The following is a 17596-nucleotide window of genomic DNA, read 5'->3' as shown; positions in this document are numbered from 1 at the left end:
TCTGTCAAATGGCATTATATGACAAATAAAGTTGTATTTTTGCCCAAAATTTTTCATTATTCATATAGTAGTCTAAAATGGTGAGTCTTAAGAGAGCAATTTTGCTTTTTACAGTAATCTTCTTTACAGTTAGTCCGTTCACAGTTCGAGCTCAGTCTTCTGAAATTTCTACGCCGGAGGAAATAACGGCTTATTCCCAACATCACGTCAAAGACGATTATTACTTCTCCTTGTTCAGTCATAAGGCATCAGGCAAACATTACGGTTTTGCTTTGCCGGTTATTTTGATTGATAATGGTTTGAAAGTATTCTCTTCTGCTGAATTCCATCATGGAGATGCGGTAGTAGAAAAAGACGGTCAATTTTACAAATTGTACCATGGAAAGATTTATAATACAGATGCTGCAGGTACAATCACTTATGATGAGAAACAGCATCCTACAAATGCTAAGCCTTGGGATTTTTCGATTACAAAAAATGTCGCTGGATTAATTATCGCTACGATATTAATGTTCTGGGCATTTTTGAGTTTAGCTAAAACGTACAAAAAAGGTGTCAATAACCTTCCTACAGGTATCGGTCGTATATTGGAACCATTGATTATCTACGTACGTGATGAAATGGCTCGTCCAAATATCGGTCACCGTTATAAAGAATTCATGCCTTACTTATTGTCTGTATTCTTTTTGATTTTCTTGTTAAACTTAATGGGACTTACACCTATTGGTTTCAACGTGACAGGAAATATCACGGTTACATTTGGGTTAGCTATTGTTACTTTCTTGATTACAAATATCAAAGCAAATAAAGCCTATTGGAAGCATATTTTTTGGATGCCAGGTGTTCCTGTGCCATTCAAAATTTTGTTAGCTCCTATCGAGTTACTAGGTATTTTCACAAAGCCTTTCTCGTTGATGCTTCGTTTGTTTGCAAATATGACAGCGGGTCACTTTGTAATCATGGGTTTTATCGCGGTCATCTATTTGTTCCAGAGTCAATTGACATTAGGTGGTAGTATCGGTATCTCGATGTTACTTACACTGATCATCTTTGTTTTAAAGCTATTGGTTTCATTCCTACAAGCCTTCATCTTTACCATGTTATCTTCATTGTTTATCGGTATGGCTGTAGAGGAGCACCCAGAGCATCATTAATCAGAATTTTTTGTTAAATTTTATAAAATAATTATTATGTACAACTTAATTGGAGCAGGTTTAATCGTAATCGGTGGAGGTTTAGGCTTAGGTAAAATCGGTGGTTCAGCTATGGAAGCTATCGCTCGTCAACCAGAAGCAGCTTCTAAAATTCAGACTGCGATGATCATCATTGGTGCATTAGTTGAAGGTTTGGCACTTGCTGCCCTAATCTTAGGTAAATAAGCCCAAGCTGACACAAAGTACAGGACATCATTTGCAACGGTTGGTTGCAAATGATGTTACTTAACAAAAAACAAAAACAACAAAATATTAAACATATATAATGGAAGCATTAATTCACGATTTTTCCTTCGGTTTATTTTTCTGGTTACTAATTGTATTGGTAATCGTCGTATTTTTATTGGGTAAATTTGCTTGGAAGCCTATCATCAGTGCATTAGATGAGCGTGAGCAAGGTATTACCGATGCTTTAGCTTCTGCAGAAAAGGCTAAATTGGAAATGGCACGTTTGACCAATGAGAATGAGCAATTGTTAAAAGATGCTCGTGTGGAGCGTGATGCTATTCTTCAGGAAGCAAAAATATTGAAAGATAAGATTGTTGCTGAAGCAAAAGAGTCGGCACAGACTGAAGGAGCTAAGTTGATTGAAAACGCGAAGCGTGAAATTGAAGATCAGAAGTTGAAAGCTTTGGCAGAGGTTAAGAATCAGGTTTCTTCTTTGTCTTTAGATATCGCTCGTAAAGTATTGGCGAAAGAGTTTGAAGACCAAGGTAAACAAGAAGCATTAGTTTCTGACTTGTTGAAAGACGTTAAATTGAACTAATCGGGTTCTGCTTGATTGTAATTTTTAAATTTTTAAATTTTTAAACATGTCAGTATTCAAAGTTGCTTCTAGATATGCTAAATCTTTATTGGATTTGGCAAAAGAGCAAGGTCATGTAGAGGCGGTCAAAGCCGATATAGAACAGATCGTTGCCGTAATAAAATCGAGTTCAGAGTTGCAGGCTGTTTTAAATAATCCTATTATTAAAACAGATAAGAAAGAGAAAATTTTAGTGGCTCTTTTCGACGGTAAAGTAAGACCTGAAATAATGACCTTCTTTGGGATTATGATCCGCAAAGGACGTGGTGAATTGATTTATGCTACTGCATTAGAATTCATCCGCGAGTACAACGAGTTGAATGGTATTGTTAAAGCAGAAGTACTTTCTGCGTCTGCATTGTCGGAGGCCAATATCCAAGCGTTGAAAACTGCCATCGGTCAACAGATCAATGCGGAGGTTATCTTAGTCAATAAAGTAGATCCTACATTAATCGGTGGATTTGTGGTTAAGGTAGGCGACAGACAAGTTGATGCGACCATCGCTGGCAAATTAAATAAACTAGAAAGACATTTCGTAACACAAGGTGTTTAATCCTTGTACGAAATCGATAAAAGTAATAGATTCTAAAACCCCTTATACGAAGTTAAAATGATAGAGGTAAGACCAGATGAAGTTTCGGCAATTCTAAGAGAGCAATTGTCAGGCTTTAAGTCAGAAGCCGAATTAGAAGAAGTAGGTACCGTACTACAAGTAGGTGACGGTATTGCTCGTGTTTACGGCTTAACAAAAGTTCAATCCGGAGAGTTAGTTGAGTTTGCTAATGGATTACAAGGTATTGTAATGAACTTAGAAGAAGACAACGTAGGTGTCGTACTTTTAGGCCCATCAGACGAGATTAAAGAAGGAGATACAATCAAACGTACCAACCGTATCGCATCTATTAAAGTAGGTGAAGGTATGTTGGGTCGTGTCGTAAACACATTGGGACAACCTATCGATGGTAAAGGACCAATTCAAGGCGAGACTTATGAAATGCCTATCGAGCGTAAAGCTCCAGGGGTACTTTTCCGTCAGCCGGTTACTGAGCCTTTACAAACAGGTATCAAAGCTATCGATGCGATGATTCCAGTAGGTCGTGGCCAGCGTGAGTTGGTAATCGGTGACCGTCAGACTGGTAAGACTGCGGTTTGTATCGATACGATCATCAACCAAAAAGAATTTTATGATGCAGGTCAACCTGTATTCTGTATATATGTTGCTGTAGGACAGAAAAACTCTACAGTAGCGAATATCGTACGCGTATTGGAAGAAAAAGGTGCTATGGCTTACACTGTAGTTGTTGCAGCTTCTGCTGCAGAGCCAGCTCCTCTTCAATTCTACGCGCCAATGGCGGGTGCTGCTATCGGAGAGTTTTTCCGTGATACAGGTCGTCCAGCATTGATCGTGTATGATGACTTGTCAAAACAAGCAGTAGCTTACCGTGAGGTTTCATTGTTGTTAAAGCGTCCTCCTGGACGTGAGGCTTACCCTGGAGACGTATTCTACCTTCACTCTCGTTTATTAGAGCGTGCTGCTAAAATTAACTCTTCAGACGAAATTGCTCGCGAAATGAACGATTTGCCAGAGTCTATCAAACATTTGGTAAAAGGTGGCGGTTCATTGACAGCACTTCCTATCATTGAGACACAAGCAGGAGACGTATCAGCTTATATCCCTACCAACGTAATTTCAATTACAGATGGTCAGATTTTCTTGGAGTCTAACTTATTCAACGCAGGTATCCGTCCAGCGATCAACGTAGGTATCTCGGTATCACGTGTAGGTGGTAACGCGCAGATCAAATCGATGAAGAAAGTTGCTGGTACCTTGAAATTAGACCAAGCTCAGTACCGTGAGTTAGAAGCTTTCGCTAAATTCGGTTCAGATTTAGATGCAGCTACTAAAGCCGTATTGGACAAAGGTGTGCGTAACGTTCAGATCTTGAAACAAGGACAGTTCTCTCCAGTTTCTGTGGAGAAACAAGTTGCTATTATCTATGTAGGTACAAAAGGATTGTTGCGTAGCGTCCCTGTAGATAAAGTAAGACAGTTTGAAGAAGAATACTTAACACAGTTAGAACAACGTCATCCAGAAGTATTGTCTGCACTAAAAGCAGGTAAATTCTCGGATGAGTTGACAGATGTGTTAGAAACAGTAGCTAAAGAATTAGCTTCAAAATATTAATAAGTACAAGGTATTTAGTATTTAGTACTTAGATTTCTAGGTCTAAATACTAATTACTAAATACTTACTACTTAAATTGGAATATGGCAAATTTAAAAGAAGTAAGAAACCGGATTACATCGGTTACATCCACGCAACAGATTACCAAAGCGATGAAGATGGTATCTGCTGCGAAATTAAAACGTGCGACAAATGCAATTGTGCAGTTGCGTCCTTATGCCAATAAATTAAGAGATATTCTAGCTCAAGTATCCACTTCTGTAGAAGGTAATGATTCTCCGTACACACAAGACCGTTCCCCTAATAAGGTATTGGTTGTTGTAGTTACCTCTAATAGAGGTTTGGCCGGAGCTTTTAATGCGAATGTTATTAAAACAACGAATAATCTTATCTTCAGTAAATACGCAGAGCAGCATGCTCGTGGCAATTTAAGTATCATTGCTATTGGTAAGCGTGGACACGATTTTTTCACTAAGCGCGGTTTTAATGTTATTGGTAATCACAACGAGCTTTTCAACGATCTTAATTTTGAAAATGTTTCTAAGGTTACGGAGTATGTTATGGACGAGTTTAAGGCTGGAAATATAGATCGTGTAGAAGTGGTTTATAATCAATTCCAGAACGCTGCAGTTCAAGTGTTGACTTCGGAGCAGATTTTACCTTTGGTACCAGAAGAAAAAGGAGAGAACGTAGCAGAACTTGACTATATCATCGAGCCGTCAAAGGAAAAAATCATTGAAGAATTGATTCCTAAGGCGATCAAAATTCAACTATATAAGGCTGTTTTAGATTCCAACGCTTCAGAACACGGAGCACGTATGACAGCGATGGATAAGGCTACAGAAAATGCTGGAGATTTATTGAAAGCATTGAAATTGTCTTACAACCAAGCACGTCAAGCGGCAATTACGACAGAGTTGACCGAGATTGTATCCGGTGCAGCAGCATTGTCAAACGGATAGGTGTTAATTATTGATGGTTAATGATTAATTATTGATGGTTAATTGTTAATGATTACAGCATAGAAAAGAAAAGGCGTTGAAATTATTCAACGCCTTTTCTTTTTTATGTTTGCAGTAGGCTTAAACTTTAGACCATTTGCGTTAGGTTATTGTAAGTGGCTAAAATTAATCATTAGCCACTTACCATTAACCATTATTAAAACGCTCTTTCTTCTAAATGTTTTTCTAAGTCCATATAGTCAACACCCTTAGACCACCAGCTTGGAGCCTCTTTTTCTTTTAAATAGTAGTCAAAGTATTCCATCATACGCACCGCATAATCTTTCTTATTGACTTCTTTCACCAGACCATGGTTTTCACCATTGTAGGTAAGCATTACGACTGGTTTGTTAAGACGTCTTAGACCGTTGTAGTACTCTACTCCTTGTGTATAGTCCACCGCACCATCTTTATCGTTGTGCATAATGATCAGCGGCGTATTCACCTTCTTGATATGGAATATAGGAGAGTTACGTGTATAAGCCTCCCAATTGTCCCAGTACCCGCTTGTAAGACGACCTTGGCTCGATTCGAAGATCGCTTGGTTTGAAGATCCCGAGTTCCAATAGATCAATGAATACATAGAGATCATATTCGTCAATGGAGCTCCTGCTACCGCTGCTTTAAAGATATTCGTTTGCGTGATCAAGAATGCCGTTTGGTACCCACCCCATGAATGTCCGTGTATAGCGACATTTTTCTCGTCTACAATACCAGTAGCTATAGCTGCTTTTACGGCAGGGATTACACATGCCACAGCAGACATACCTGGATCATTCAATTTGTATTTGATATCTGGCATCAATACCGCGTAGCCATTGCTGTTGTACATCGCTCGATTGAATCCACCACCAGGATATCCTGGTTGCGCATAGGTATTCTTGTCGTCTGTAAGTCGCTCGTAGATATAGGTAATCGTCGGATAAGATTTTCCTTCTACATAGTCTGCAGGCAGATAAAGAGTAGCCTGTAGCGTATCGCCATGGTCACTCACATAAGTAATCAGTTTAGAACCTGCCGATAGGGCATATTTATCATTATTACTTCTGTTCTTAGTCAGTTGGTTCTCGGTTTTAAGGAACTTGTCTTGACTTACAAAGTATTCTGGAGCTTGATTACTGCTCTCCATGATGTAGAAGAACGTATTGCTGTTCTTTACTTTGTTGATCGAGCTCATGTTCATATCGTCGAGCTTTAGGATTTGCATTTTATTTTGACCAGCAGGCAGGTATGCGATTCCCTTTTGCTTAGTCTCCTGGCTGAGGACCGTAAAGTACTGATCTTTTTTCAAGTCTATGTTTTCGTCATCTTCATAGAGTCTACTAGCTCCAACCGTAGTTAGTTTTTGACCTTTCCAGTCATTTGTCAGCGTCGTTGCCGATTTACCATCAGCAGATACTTTCCATAGGTCAAAGTTGTCCTTTAAAAGCACATACTTTCCATCTGCCGTCCAACCAAAGTTGCCGGTTGCGACTTTAGAAACATTATGGTCATCGTAGATGTCAATAAAAGAAGACGGAATATTTTCGGTTATATTCTTTTGTTGTAATGTATTTACATTTAGCGTGTAGTAGTTTCCGTCGTTATAGTACAGAAGGAAGTCACTGTTTGGCGAGAAAGAAAAGCCTCGCGACGCATTCATATAGAGTTTCTTGACTGCTAGTTTTTTAGCACCAGTTTTTACATCTACGATGTATAGATCACCATATCCCTGTCCATCGAGATTAGCCTCGTACTCATAGGGGCTGAAATCCAAGCCGTATCCGATTGTTTGGTTTGGCGCTAGAGCGATAGATTTTATTGCGCTATCCGCTAAAGAGACAAATTTGTTGGAAGTAACATCCCAAGCGCTCATGATCATAAAGTTCTTGTCTCTTTGCAATTGCGTGCGTTGTGCCGATTGCAAACGCTTGTCTTGCCAGTTCCAGATAATCATGTCTGGTTTTTCGAGATCTTTTTTGTTGACTTGAGGTTTCGTAGGCGCAGCTTTAGCCAGCTTTGTTTTTGTGGAATCCGTTGAAACACTATCTTTTATAGCAAGTTTCGTGTTCGTGGAATCTTTGCCCAGTTCATCAATCTTCTTCTCGGTACTTTTAGGATCTTCCGTTTTTTCAAGTTTTGCAATACCAAAGAATACCGTGCTCAAATCTTTACTCCAGGATACGCTGGTATTTTGACTGATACCGTAACCTGCTGTGATTTGGTTTTCATCTAATCCAGAGTAGTCGAAGACTTCTGCGTTTTGACCTTTTATATTCTTAACCCCGATCAGCGAATATACTGGAGTTTTATATTTTTTATCTTTTTTAGATTTTAAGAGCGCAAATGCAGTACCTTCTTTATTCCAACTGATTTTAGAAAAATTGGCATCATCATTCTTTAGTGCACTTGTCAGTCCCGTCGTCATATCCATCAAGAATATACCGTTGCCATTTTTGTTGTTGGCATCGATGGTATAAGCAAGGTACTGACCAGACTTGTTGAATTTGTAGTCACTGACATTACCCAGGTTAAAACTTTTCTTGGTCAAGAGGTTGTATAATACTAAGTCGGCTCCACGGCCTGCATCCTCTCCTCTAGGCGCACCAGGGCCAGCAGGCATACCTTCAAAACGGATAGCAATCCACTTGTTGTCATCGTTTGAAAAGTTAAAACTTTGTACTTTGTCAAAACTCAACGATGCTGTGTCTTTTAAAGCGATGATTTTAAGCTTTTTGCTACTTGGCTTTTTCGCTTTTTCATTCGCTTTTATTTCCTTAAAATTTGGCGATTCAAAGAAACCGATATATTGGCTGTTATTGGAGAAAGCGATAGGAGTGCTTTGACCTCCTATTTTGTAGTTATAGTTTAAAGTGTCTTTGGTGCTTTTAAGCGTAAGGGTCAGATCTCCCTCAGAAGGTCCTGCAACATAGGCAAACCAATTGCCATCTTGGGAAGGCTGTGCTCCGTTCATTCGGATGTAGTGCCAGGACGGGATTTCTTGCCATGTTAATGGCTTTTTACCTTCTTGCGCCTGGGGCAGAAACCACGACAGTTGACACGCTAAGAATAATAAAGATTTCTTGTTCATTAAAAAATAAGTTAAGTATATCAGCCTCTAAATTATTGATTTTAAAGAGTTGTTTTGATAGGAATATGGATTGTATGGAATATTTTACGAATCTCTTAAAAACAAAAAAGACAGTATAGCTGTTTATACTGTCTTTTTGTTTGTTTTTTGATCGTTAGAGATTAAGATTTTGTCGAATCCTCATCATTCTCTTCTTGAATAGGTTTGGTAGGAGCTTCGATGGTATCATTCTCATTTCTTCCTCTTATCTTTTTCCATAAAAAGCTAAAACCACCAGCTATACCGACGGCAATTATCTTCCAAAATTTTAATATTGCAGCGAAGAACCCTGTTTTTGCCAAAATCTTACCGGCAACTAATCCTCCGACTGTCCAAGATGCAATCTGGTCACCATCTGTATAGTCTTCATACTTGTATCCATTATCAAATTGCACACTGGCAATTAGCTGATCCAAATTTTTATTGACCTCAGGAAGTTCGTCCATCGAAGCGACTGCATTGACGAGGTATATTCCTTCTCTTCCCAGCACTCTCAGATTGTAATTAAGTGTATTGGCGCTATCCCCATCAAATTTTATCTCCTTAGCCCAATGCAATACCTTTTTATTGCTATCATAATAGGGAGTTGATGCCCATCCAATCAATTCAATAGTGCCGTAACCTGAATTTAGCCTTTCTTGGTTTTCGGCTAGTATGTCTTTTTTATTTGAGGCAAGAAGATCGTCATAGTTGATTGTATTTGCATCATCATCCTTAACATACCCCATCGGGTCATAACTAATGGTAAAACCCCATGAATGATCATCCAATACGCCGACATGTATCGGGAATAACATTCCAATAATTGTGTTGTCTTCCGGATTGCCCCATAGATCACTAAGCACATATTTGCTTTGTTCTTGATCTAGAAAATGAAATCCTTTTGGAACAATTAAGGTGCCGTGACCTTCCTTTAGTTTTATTGTTCCTGTCTGATACTGTAGCGATTGTTCTATTTCTTTTATTGCGATTTCAGTAGAATCAGGAGATTCTGCAAATCCAGACATAGCAATAAATAGCGTAAAGATGGTAAGTAAATATTTGTTCATATACATTTTGAATTAAAAATTATCAAATGTACAAAAAGACAAATAAGGTTTCAACTTTATTCAAATATAGTTGTATTATGGATTCTTATTTGATTAGTAATTTATGGTTAGTCTATTGTTAAAGGGGAGGGGTTTTGTTAAAATAATAGTATTTTTGCCCTTAGTTAAATTGTAATTAACGAAACAATCATAAGTCGGTGGTTAAGCTAATCAATATGGAGTAACTTCCTCATATAATAAAAAATAGAACAGATGAAAATTTGGCAAAAAAATATAGATGTTGATTCGTTTGTAGAGTCTTTTACGGTAGGTAATGACCGGGAGATGGATTTACAGTTGGCTGAGGCTGATGTGTTAGGCTCTTTGGCACATACACGTATGTTGCATAGCATCGGGCTGATGACTGCGGAGGACCTTCAGGCGGTTCAGCAGGAACTGAAGAAAATTTACCAAGAGATACAGGACGGTTCATTTATTATTGAAGACAGCGTCGAAGATGTACATTCTCAGGTCGAGATGATGCTTACCCAACGTATAGGCGAAGCGGGGAAGAAGATACACTCTGGACGCTCCCGTAATGACCAAGTATTGGTCGACCTAAAGCTCTATTTTAGATCCGAGATTAAAGCGCTATTTGACGGTACAGAAGTACTGTTCAAGCAATTGATTTCTTGTAGCGAGCGGTATAAAAACGTGTTGATGCCTGGCTATACACATCTGCAGATCGCTATGCCTTCCTCTTTTGGTCTTTGGTTTGGAGCATATGCAGAGAGCTTGGTCGATGATCTACATTTATTGAAGGCAGCCTGGACAGTGAGCAATAAGAATCCGTTAGGTTCTGCTGCTGGCTATGGCTCTTCTTTTCCGTTGAACCGGACGATGACTACCGAGTTACTCGGTTTCGAAGACCTTAATTACAATGTCGTATATGCACAAATGGGAAGGGGCAAGACCGAACGTATCGTAGCACAGGCGATGAGTTCAATAGCAGCTACGTTGGCCAAATTTGCCATGGATGTGACACTGTACATCAATCAGAATTTTGGCTTTATCTCTTTTCCTGCGCATTTGACGACAGGTTCGAGTATTATGCCACACAAGAAAAATCCCGATGTATTCGAGCTCATACGGTCGCGCTGTAATAAAATACAGGCTTTGCCCAACGAGATAGCGATGATGACGACCAATCTGCCTATGGGATATCATCGGGATCTGCAACTGTTAAAGGAAAATTTGTTCCCGGCTTTTCAATCCTTGAGTGATTGCTTGGAAATAGCAACCTTTATGTTGGAACATATCTCGATAAAGGAAAATATACTGGACGATCCGAAATATGACTACCTATTCAGTGTAGAAGTTGTTAATAACGAAGTGCTAGAAGGTGTGCCGTTCCGCGAAGCATACAAAAATATTGGCCTAGCTATTGAGGAGGGCACATTCAAGCCAGAAAAGGAGGTACAGCATACGCATGAAGGCAGTATAGGTAATCTGTGCAATGATCAAATCGAACGTATGTTTGAATCGGTAAAAGTTGAGTTTGGTTTCGAGAAGGTGGAAAAGGCATTGGATGATTTGTTGAAATAGAATTTTGAACTAAATATAGGAATCCCTATCTGAGCAATCGGATGGGGATTTTTTGTGTTTCACCATATTTTGTTTAGTTAAAGGTGTGTTAAATATTTCATGTTCAGTGTTTTGTGGTTGTTTTTGGCATTTGCGTTGCGCTATAATCAGTAATGTATTTAATTAATTTTAGTGGTTATGAAAACCTTAAATTCAATCCAAAAATTAGCAGCATTAGCTGCTGTCGTGGCTACTTTAGGACTAGGTAGTGCTCAGGCTCAAACAGCAAAAACTGTTGAAAAACCAGCTCGGAAAACGGAAGTAAAAGGTCCTAGCGAACAACAGACTAAGAAAACAGAGAACAAGGCGAAAGAAGCAAATGCTTCAGCGACCAAAAAAGAAAGTCAACCAAAAGAGACTGCAAAAAGTACGGGTACTAAAGCAGTAAAGGACGTTAAAAAAGAAGAGGCAGTTAAAGCCGATCAAAAGACAAAGACTGAAAAGAAAGTTAACAAAACACAAAGTCCGAGCGTAAAGGCTACGGGGCAAGATAAGTTGACTGGGGAAAAACACAATGGCCATCCTGTCTATGAAGGATCTAAGGGAGGTAAATATTATATCAACGAAAATGGAAATAAAACCTATATCAAATAGGTGTGATTAAAGCAGCACTTAGGACCTTGAAATAGGTGTTATAGTGCTGGTTTATCTGTCGAAGAGCATTTCTAAGCCTAACTGATTTATTCAGTTAGGCTTTTTATGGGCTAAAAAAGCGCTAAAAAGTGATTGGTTCTTCGGAATCAGTGATCACTTCTTCTAACAATGTGATTACTGTTTAGCATTTAGTGATTTGTTGCTGATGAAGAGTGTTCACTTTATTGCATTGATTGATCACATGTTGATGACTTGTGTCGACTCTTTGGTAGAAAGGGAACACAGAGCCTGATAAAGTTATCACTATGTTGGGGAAAGGGGGGCATGTTTATTATTAACTAATTCCTTTTTGCTAAAGACTAGTTACTTATAGCAGAATGGTAATCACTTGTTGCGATAATGCAAGTCCTTAGCACTATGAAGTGACTACATTTTTCTAAAAAGTGTTCATCTATCGTTATCAAGTGACTGCTATTCCATAACAAGTAGTCACTGTGTTCTAAGAAGTGTTTACTTTTTTTGAAAATGCAATCACAGGTTAGCTTATAGTGGTTACTTTTTATAAAAATACAGACAAATTGTGCGCAATTGTGTTCACCTACAGTCAATAAGTGTTCACTCGTCGCTGAAATGTAATCACCAGTCAGTGGAGAGTAATCACTAGCCAGGGGAAAGAAATCACTGAAAGTGAAGGACCTTTCACTTTTTTCGATAGATATTTATCGTTTTATTTCTTTTCCCATACCTCAAAGGTATAGTCATAAGCATGCTTTTCGTCTTTATTGTGTTTTTCCTGGCTCACAAGTTCCCATTCGGTAGAAGGTAGTTCAGGGAAGAAAGCATCTCCATCGATGCTAGTGTGTACACGTGTCAGTAATACGCGTTGCGCGAGCGGAAGTGTCTGTTGGTAAATATTGGCACCACCGATAATAAAGATTTCCCTTTCATCGCGACAATAAGTCAGAACATCTTGGATGCTATTAGCGACATCGACGTCTGTATTGCTATATTGTTGGTCTCTCGTGAGAACTATATTTCTGCGCTCGGGCAAAGCCTTGCCGATCGATTCAAAAGTTTTACGTCCCATTACTATAGAATGGTCTATGGTAGATTTTTTGAAATATTTAAAATCGTTGGGCAGATGCCAAGGCATTTGATTGTTTTTACCTATTGCATTGTTTTCTGCAGCTGCTACGATCAATGTTATTTTGGTACTCACGAAGTAAAAATTAAAAAGTAAAAATTAAAAAAGTCAGCACTTCGAAATATTCACTATACCGCAACTGGAGCTTTGATATGTGGGTGGAACTCATAGTTCACTAATTCGAAATCTTCGAATTTGAAATCAAATATGTCTTTAACTTCGGGATTGATTTTCAGTTGCGGGAGGGCTTTTGGTTCCCGTGACAACTGTAGCTCTGTTTGTTCGAAGTGATTGCTGTAGATATGTGCATCACCTAAGGTGTGTATGAAATCTGCTGCCTCCATATCGCATACTTGGGCTACCATCATCGTCAAAAGAGCGTAGGACGCGATGTTAAAAGGAACTCCTAAGAAGATATCCGCGCTTCTTTGGTATAACTGACAGGATAACTGAGGCTTTAAGAGACCTTTTTCGGGTTGAGCTGGTGCAACATTAAACTGAAAGAAAGCATGACATGGAGGTAAGGCCATGTTGTTGATTTCTGCCACGTTCCATGCAGATACGATGATGCGACGGGAATCAGGACTATTTTTCAGTTGATGGATAACTTGCGCAATCTGATCAATATGACCTCCGTCTGGCGTAGGCCATGATCTCCATTGTGATCCATAGACTGGACCTAAGTTGCCGTTTTCATCAGCCCACTCATCCCAAATGCTGACTCCGTTTTCTTTGAGGTATTGAATATTGGTTTCTCCTTTCAGAAACCAGATCAATTCGTGGATAATGGAGCGTAGGTGCAACTTCTTGGTTGTGACCAAAGGAAAGCCTTCTTTTAGGTTGAAACGCATCTGATAACCAAAAACACCGCGTGTCCCCGTTCCTGTCCTATCTGTCTTCTCGACGCCTTCTGTGTATACGTGTTTAAGTAAATCTAAATACTGTTTCATGATGTTTATGCTTATTCGTTAAATCGTTAATCTGCGAATACGTGGATTTGCAGATACGTTCAAATCTAAGCAAATTACGGTGAAAGCTGAAATTTTGTGTCATGAACATCTCACATCTTGCCCAGAAGAACTGAAATATAAAAACTGAAATCTCATGTCTATAAAAATGTGTATTTTTGCGGATTGGATTTTCCAAATGACCTACAAACGGTCGAGTTATATGGATATGAATAAAAAAGTTGCTTTTTACACGTTGGGATGCAAGCTGAATTTTTCAGAGACATCTTCTATTGGTCGTATTTTTAAGGATGCGGGCTATGAAACCACGCCTTTTAATTCGCAGGCAGATGTTTATGTTATTAACACCTGTTCGGTGACAGATCATGCAGATAAGAAGTGCCGTAAGGTGGTGAAGGAAGCGCTTAAACATTCGCCAAATGCTTATATCACTATTGTAGGGTGCTATGCACAGTTGAAACCAAAGGAAATCTCGGAAATCCCTGGTGTAGATATGGTCCTTGGAGCAGCTGAAAAGTTTAATATTATTGAACATATCAATGATCTGACGAAACAGGAAAAGGCGATTATTCATAATGGACCTATTGATGAAACCAATCAGTTTGTATCTGCGTTTTCTATTGGAGATCGTACGCGTACCTTTCTGAAGGTGCAGGATGGATGTGACTATTCGTGTACATTCTGTACGATACCATTGGCGCGTGGCGCATCCCGTTCTGGTAAGATAGAAGATATCGTGAAGCAAGCAGAGGAAATAGCTGCTTCAGGCGTGAAGGAGATCGTACTGACAGGGGTGAATATCGGAGATTTTGGAATCCGTGACGGCAAGCGGCAGGACAAATTTCTCGATTTGGTCAAGGCTTTGGACGAAGTCGAAGGAATAGACCGTATCCGCATTTCTTCTATAGAGCCGAATTTATTGGCCAATGAGGTAATCGAGTTTGTTGCGCAATCAAAACGATTTGTTCCTCATTTCCATATGCCGTTGCAGTCGGGAAGCAATAAGATATTGGCGCAGATGCGTAGACGCTATAAGCGTGAGCTGTACGCTGAAAGGGTGGCAAAGATTAAAACATTGATGCCTAATAGTTGTATCGGTGTGGATGTGATTGTAGGTTTCCCAGGAGAGAGTCGTGAAGATTTTATAGATACGTACAATTTCCTGAATGAGATGGATATCTCCTATCTACACGTGTTTACCTATTCGGAGCGAGAGAATACGATTGCAGCACAGATGGAAGGTGCTGTACCTGGAGCGCAACGTTCAGACCGTAGTAAAATGCTACATATTCTGTCTGAGAAAAAACGTCGTGCTTTTTACGAAGAGAATCTTAATGCTGTCGGAGAGGTCTTGTTCGAATCCGATATCAAAGACGGATATATGCATGGCTTCTCCAAAAATTACGTCAAAGTACGTACGCCATATGATCCGCTTTTGGTGAATGAAATTGTTCCCGTACGTTTCATGTCTATTTCGGAGAATGGAGAGGTGGATGTAGAAGAACTGCCAGAGATATTGGCACATTAAATAAGAAAAGAAAAGCCCGCATCAGCGGGCTTTTCTTTTCTTATTTAATTTTCTTGTTGTCTATTTTGAACTCTTCAAATTCTTTGTTCAATCTTAGAAGCTTAAACGTCGAACTGATAAGTTCATTTGTTTCTAATAGTATGGAGAAGTATAGCTTTGTGTTTTTTGGGCTATTCTCTGTCGTACGTATGTGGTCAATCTGCTTATCAACTAGGTTATTGATGACCTTTTGCAGTTGATCTCGTTGTTTCATCGTATTATCGATCTTTAAGAAGTCACGACGCTTATACATATTATAGACTTCAGCATACCAATTGCCTAATTCATCACCTACTAGACGAAGATCATTGCCCTGATAATCCTTTAGCGATTTATGATTATTGTCTACGTGGTTGTGTGCATTGGTGGCGATGACGTACAGGTTTTCTACAATATCCTGTAGATAACCTAAGGACATAATGTAGAACCGGCTACCTTTTGCCGACGAATCGTCCAGGTTACGAATAAAGCTGTAGAGGTTGTCATTCGTTGAATCCAAGTCTCGCAAGAACTTCTTGATAAGCTTTTTATTCATAGCAAGTGATGTCAGATCATTTTTGATCAATCCATCTACGATTTCTTTGTAGAAAATATTGGATTTTGCAAATACTTCACTGATTTGATTAGAACTGGCCTCTGTTACCTGTTGTAAGGTGTGTATGTCTTCCTTACCTAACTGTAATTTCCGTTTTGCCTGTTCAGCTACTTTTTTCTTGTGGCTTTTCGCATTGTAAACTAAAAGTATGGCTAATAATACAAGAGCACCTACAAAGGTCATGATGCCACCTATCTTCAATAAATAAGCAATGATGAATGCTCCTGTAAATGCACAGGCAGCTGTAAAGAACCAACCACCGATAACATGGAAAACACCAGATACGCGGTATACAGCACTCTCTCGGTCCCAAGCTCTATCTGCAAAAGCGGTACCCATAGCGACCATAAAGGTCACATATGTAGTCGATAGCGGAAGTTTCATGGATGTACCTAATGCAATTAGACTGCTGGCAACCATTAGGTTGACTGAGGCACGTACCATATCAAACATCGGTTCATCCTGTGATTTCTTTTTTGTAGAGCGTTCATTTTCAAAGGAACGGTCTAGACGGGCTTGAAGAGCACGGGGCATCAGATAGCTTATAGCATTACCTATATTCATAAAGCCACGGACAATCCATCTAGATAAGGTATTGGGCTGAAATTTTTCGGTGCTAGCGTCTTGGCTAGTTAAATTCATCTCGGTCTCAATAACTGTTTTCGCTTTTTTCGAAGTCCATAGCGTGACAATCATAATAGCTCCAGAAATAAATAAAATCCATACGGGAGCTACGATATCGGCAGAACCAAGTTCTCCCATCATATAGGTGTCAGGATTGCCTCCAGATGCTTGGAAGAAGCCAATTGCCTGTATCGCTGCAACAGGGACACCAATGAAGTTGACCAAGTCGTTTCCAGCAAAAGATAATGCTAAGGCGAATGTGCCTATCCCGATAATAACTTTAAGGATATTGATTTTTAAACGGGTCAGAACGAAACTGAACGCCGTGAATAAAACAAAACTTCCAGCGATAAGTAGTAATTCATGGGTGTTGATCCATTCTTTTACCGACTTGTCAATGAAAGTAACTGTTTTTAAACCTTTGATAATTATAAAATAGCTAATTGCAGCAAGGGCTACTCCGCCAAAGAATACCCCAAAGGATTTCATCTTTTTCTCAAATTGAAATGTAAAGATCAAACGGGATACATATTGTACGGCCATACCGACGGTAAAAGACAGAATCACGGACAGGAGTATACTTACTACGATTTCTGAAGCTTTTTCAGTATTAATATACTGGGATAAGGTAGACCAATCCCCTGTGGTTGTGGCTATTTTGTATAGTCCTAAACAGACAGCACCTCCCAAGAGCTCAAATACGATGGATACGGTAGTGGATGTAGGTAAACCGAAGTAGTTGAAGATGTCAAGTAGAATAATGTCGGTGATCATTACCGCGAGGAATATGATCAGTACATCATTGAAGCTAAACATACTTGGGATATAGATTCCACTTCGTGCGATCTCCATCATACCACTTGAAAAAACGGCTCCACACAATATTCCTGCACTGGCGAGGATCATAATCAATCGAAATGGAATTGCTTTAGATCCGATAGCCGAATTCAAGAAGTTTACAGCGTCATTACTTACACCGACCATCAGGTCGATCACACCTAGGGTGATAAGGGTGACGATGACTAAATATAAATAATTGTCCATAGTTTTATTTTTGCAAAACTATGAACAAAAAATGAAGCATATATTAAGTTAATGTTAAGAGTTGCTTTTTTTGT

14 protein-coding genes are annotated in these 17596 nt (G+C 39.2%); 9 read left to right on the top strand and 5 right to left on the bottom strand.

Translation table 11 applies throughout. From position 1 onward, the window contains the following. Positions 1 to 77: 77 nt before the first annotated feature. From atpB to atpG, 6 genes are all read left to right on the top strand, one after another. Positions 78 to 1154 carry a F0F1 ATP synthase subunit A gene (gene atpB / locus CLV99_RS00960; protein WP_133582617.1) on the top strand — a complete coding sequence of 359 codons (1077 nt, stop codon included), beginning with the start codon at positions 78 to 80 and terminating at the stop codon, positions 1152 to 1154. Between the two features lie 36 nt (positions 1155 to 1190). After that, positions 1191 to 1379 carry an ATP synthase F0 subunit C gene (gene atpE, locus CLV99_RS00955; protein WP_079645055.1) on the top strand — a complete coding sequence of 63 codons (189 nt, stop codon included), beginning with the start codon at positions 1191 to 1193 and terminating at the stop codon, positions 1377 to 1379. A gap of 100 nt (positions 1380 to 1479) precedes the next feature. Then, positions 1480 to 1980 carry a F0F1 ATP synthase subunit B gene (locus tag CLV99_RS00950; RefSeq protein WP_133582616.1) on the top strand — a complete coding sequence of 167 codons (501 nt, stop codon included), beginning with the start codon at positions 1480 to 1482 and terminating at the stop codon, positions 1978 to 1980. 46 nt (positions 1981 to 2026) lie between these two features. Continuing rightward, positions 2027 to 2572 (top strand): ATP synthase F1 subunit delta, encoded by a 546-nt coding sequence (gene atpH / locus CLV99_RS00945; RefSeq protein ID WP_133582615.1) that lies wholly within the window; start codon positions 2027 to 2029, stop codon positions 2570 to 2572. Positions 2573 to 2629: 57 nt separating this feature from the next. Further along, positions 2630 to 4204 (top strand): F0F1 ATP synthase subunit alpha, encoded by a 1575-nt coding sequence (gene atpA, locus CLV99_RS00940; protein WP_133582614.1) that lies wholly within the window; start codon positions 2630 to 2632, stop codon positions 4202 to 4204. Between the two features lie 83 nt (positions 4205 to 4287). Continuing rightward, complete coding sequence (gene atpG / locus CLV99_RS00935) at positions 4288 to 5166, top strand: ATP synthase F1 subunit gamma (protein WP_133582613.1); 879 nt, start codon at positions 4288 to 4290, stop codon at positions 5164 to 5166. 196 nt (positions 5167 to 5362) lie between these two features. Here the strand turns inward: atpG and CLV99_RS00930 are convergent, their stop codons facing one another. Both CLV99_RS00930 and CLV99_RS00925 read right to left on the bottom strand, forming a co-directional pair. Beyond that, positions 5363 to 8275: an alpha/beta hydrolase family protein gene (locus CLV99_RS00930; RefSeq protein ID WP_133582612.1), complete on the bottom strand. Its 2913-nt coding sequence runs from the start codon at positions 8273 to 8275 to the stop codon at positions 5363 to 5365. Between the two features lie 161 nt (positions 8276 to 8436). Continuing rightward, positions 8437 to 9363 carry a DUF2167 domain-containing protein gene (locus CLV99_RS00925; RefSeq protein WP_162849969.1) on the bottom strand — a complete coding sequence of 309 codons (927 nt, stop codon included), beginning with the start codon at positions 9361 to 9363 and terminating at the stop codon, positions 8437 to 8439. Positions 9364 to 9615: 252 nt separating this feature from the next. Here CLV99_RS00925 and argH point away from each other — a divergent pair, with 252 nt between their 5' ends. Both argH and CLV99_RS00915 read left to right on the top strand, forming a co-directional pair. After that, positions 9616 to 10947, top strand: coding sequence for an argininosuccinate lyase (gene argH, locus CLV99_RS00920; RefSeq protein ID WP_133582610.1), 1332 nt, complete (start codon positions 9616 to 9618; stop codon positions 10945 to 10947). Positions 10948 to 11124: 177 nt separating this feature from the next. Next, positions 11125 to 11580 (top strand): hypothetical protein, encoded by a 456-nt coding sequence (locus CLV99_RS00915; protein WP_211348375.1) that lies wholly within the window; start codon positions 11125 to 11127, stop codon positions 11578 to 11580. A 727-nt stretch (positions 11581 to 12307) separates the two neighbouring features. On the opposite strand, the gene CLV99_RS00910 is transcribed toward CLV99_RS00915, so the two are convergent. After that, positions 12308 to 12799, bottom strand: coding sequence for a dihydrofolate reductase (locus CLV99_RS00910; protein WP_133582609.1), 492 nt, complete (start codon positions 12797 to 12799; stop codon positions 12308 to 12310). Between the two features lie 53 nt (positions 12800 to 12852). Then, entirely contained in the window at positions 12853 to 13674 is an 822-nt protein-coding gene (locus CLV99_RS00905) for a thymidylate synthase (protein WP_133582608.1), read from the bottom strand. 226 nt (positions 13675 to 13900) lie between these two features. On the opposite strand from CLV99_RS00905, the gene mtaB reads away from it, so the two are divergent. Continuing rightward, positions 13901 to 15220, top strand: coding sequence for a tRNA (N(6)-L-threonylcarbamoyladenosine(37)-C(2))-methylthiotransferase MtaB (mtaB, locus tag CLV99_RS00900; RefSeq protein WP_133582644.1), 1320 nt, complete (start codon positions 13901 to 13903; stop codon positions 15218 to 15220). A gap of 40 nt (positions 15221 to 15260) precedes the next feature. On the opposite strand, the gene CLV99_RS00895 is transcribed toward mtaB, so the two are convergent. Beyond that, a complete protein-coding gene (locus tag CLV99_RS00895) occupies positions 15261 to 17522 on the bottom strand; it encodes an inorganic phosphate transporter (RefSeq protein WP_133582607.1) in 2262 nt (753 codons plus the stop codon). Positions 17523 to 17596 lie beyond the last annotated feature (74 nt).

This window comes from Sphingobacterium yanglingense, from assembly GCF_004363245.1.
Lineage (GTDB): Bacteria > Bacteroidota > Bacteroidia > Sphingobacteriales > Sphingobacteriaceae > Sphingobacterium > Sphingobacterium yanglingense.
Note: the sequence above shows the minus strand (reverse complement) of the source record. Positions and strands in the feature narration are given on the sequence as shown.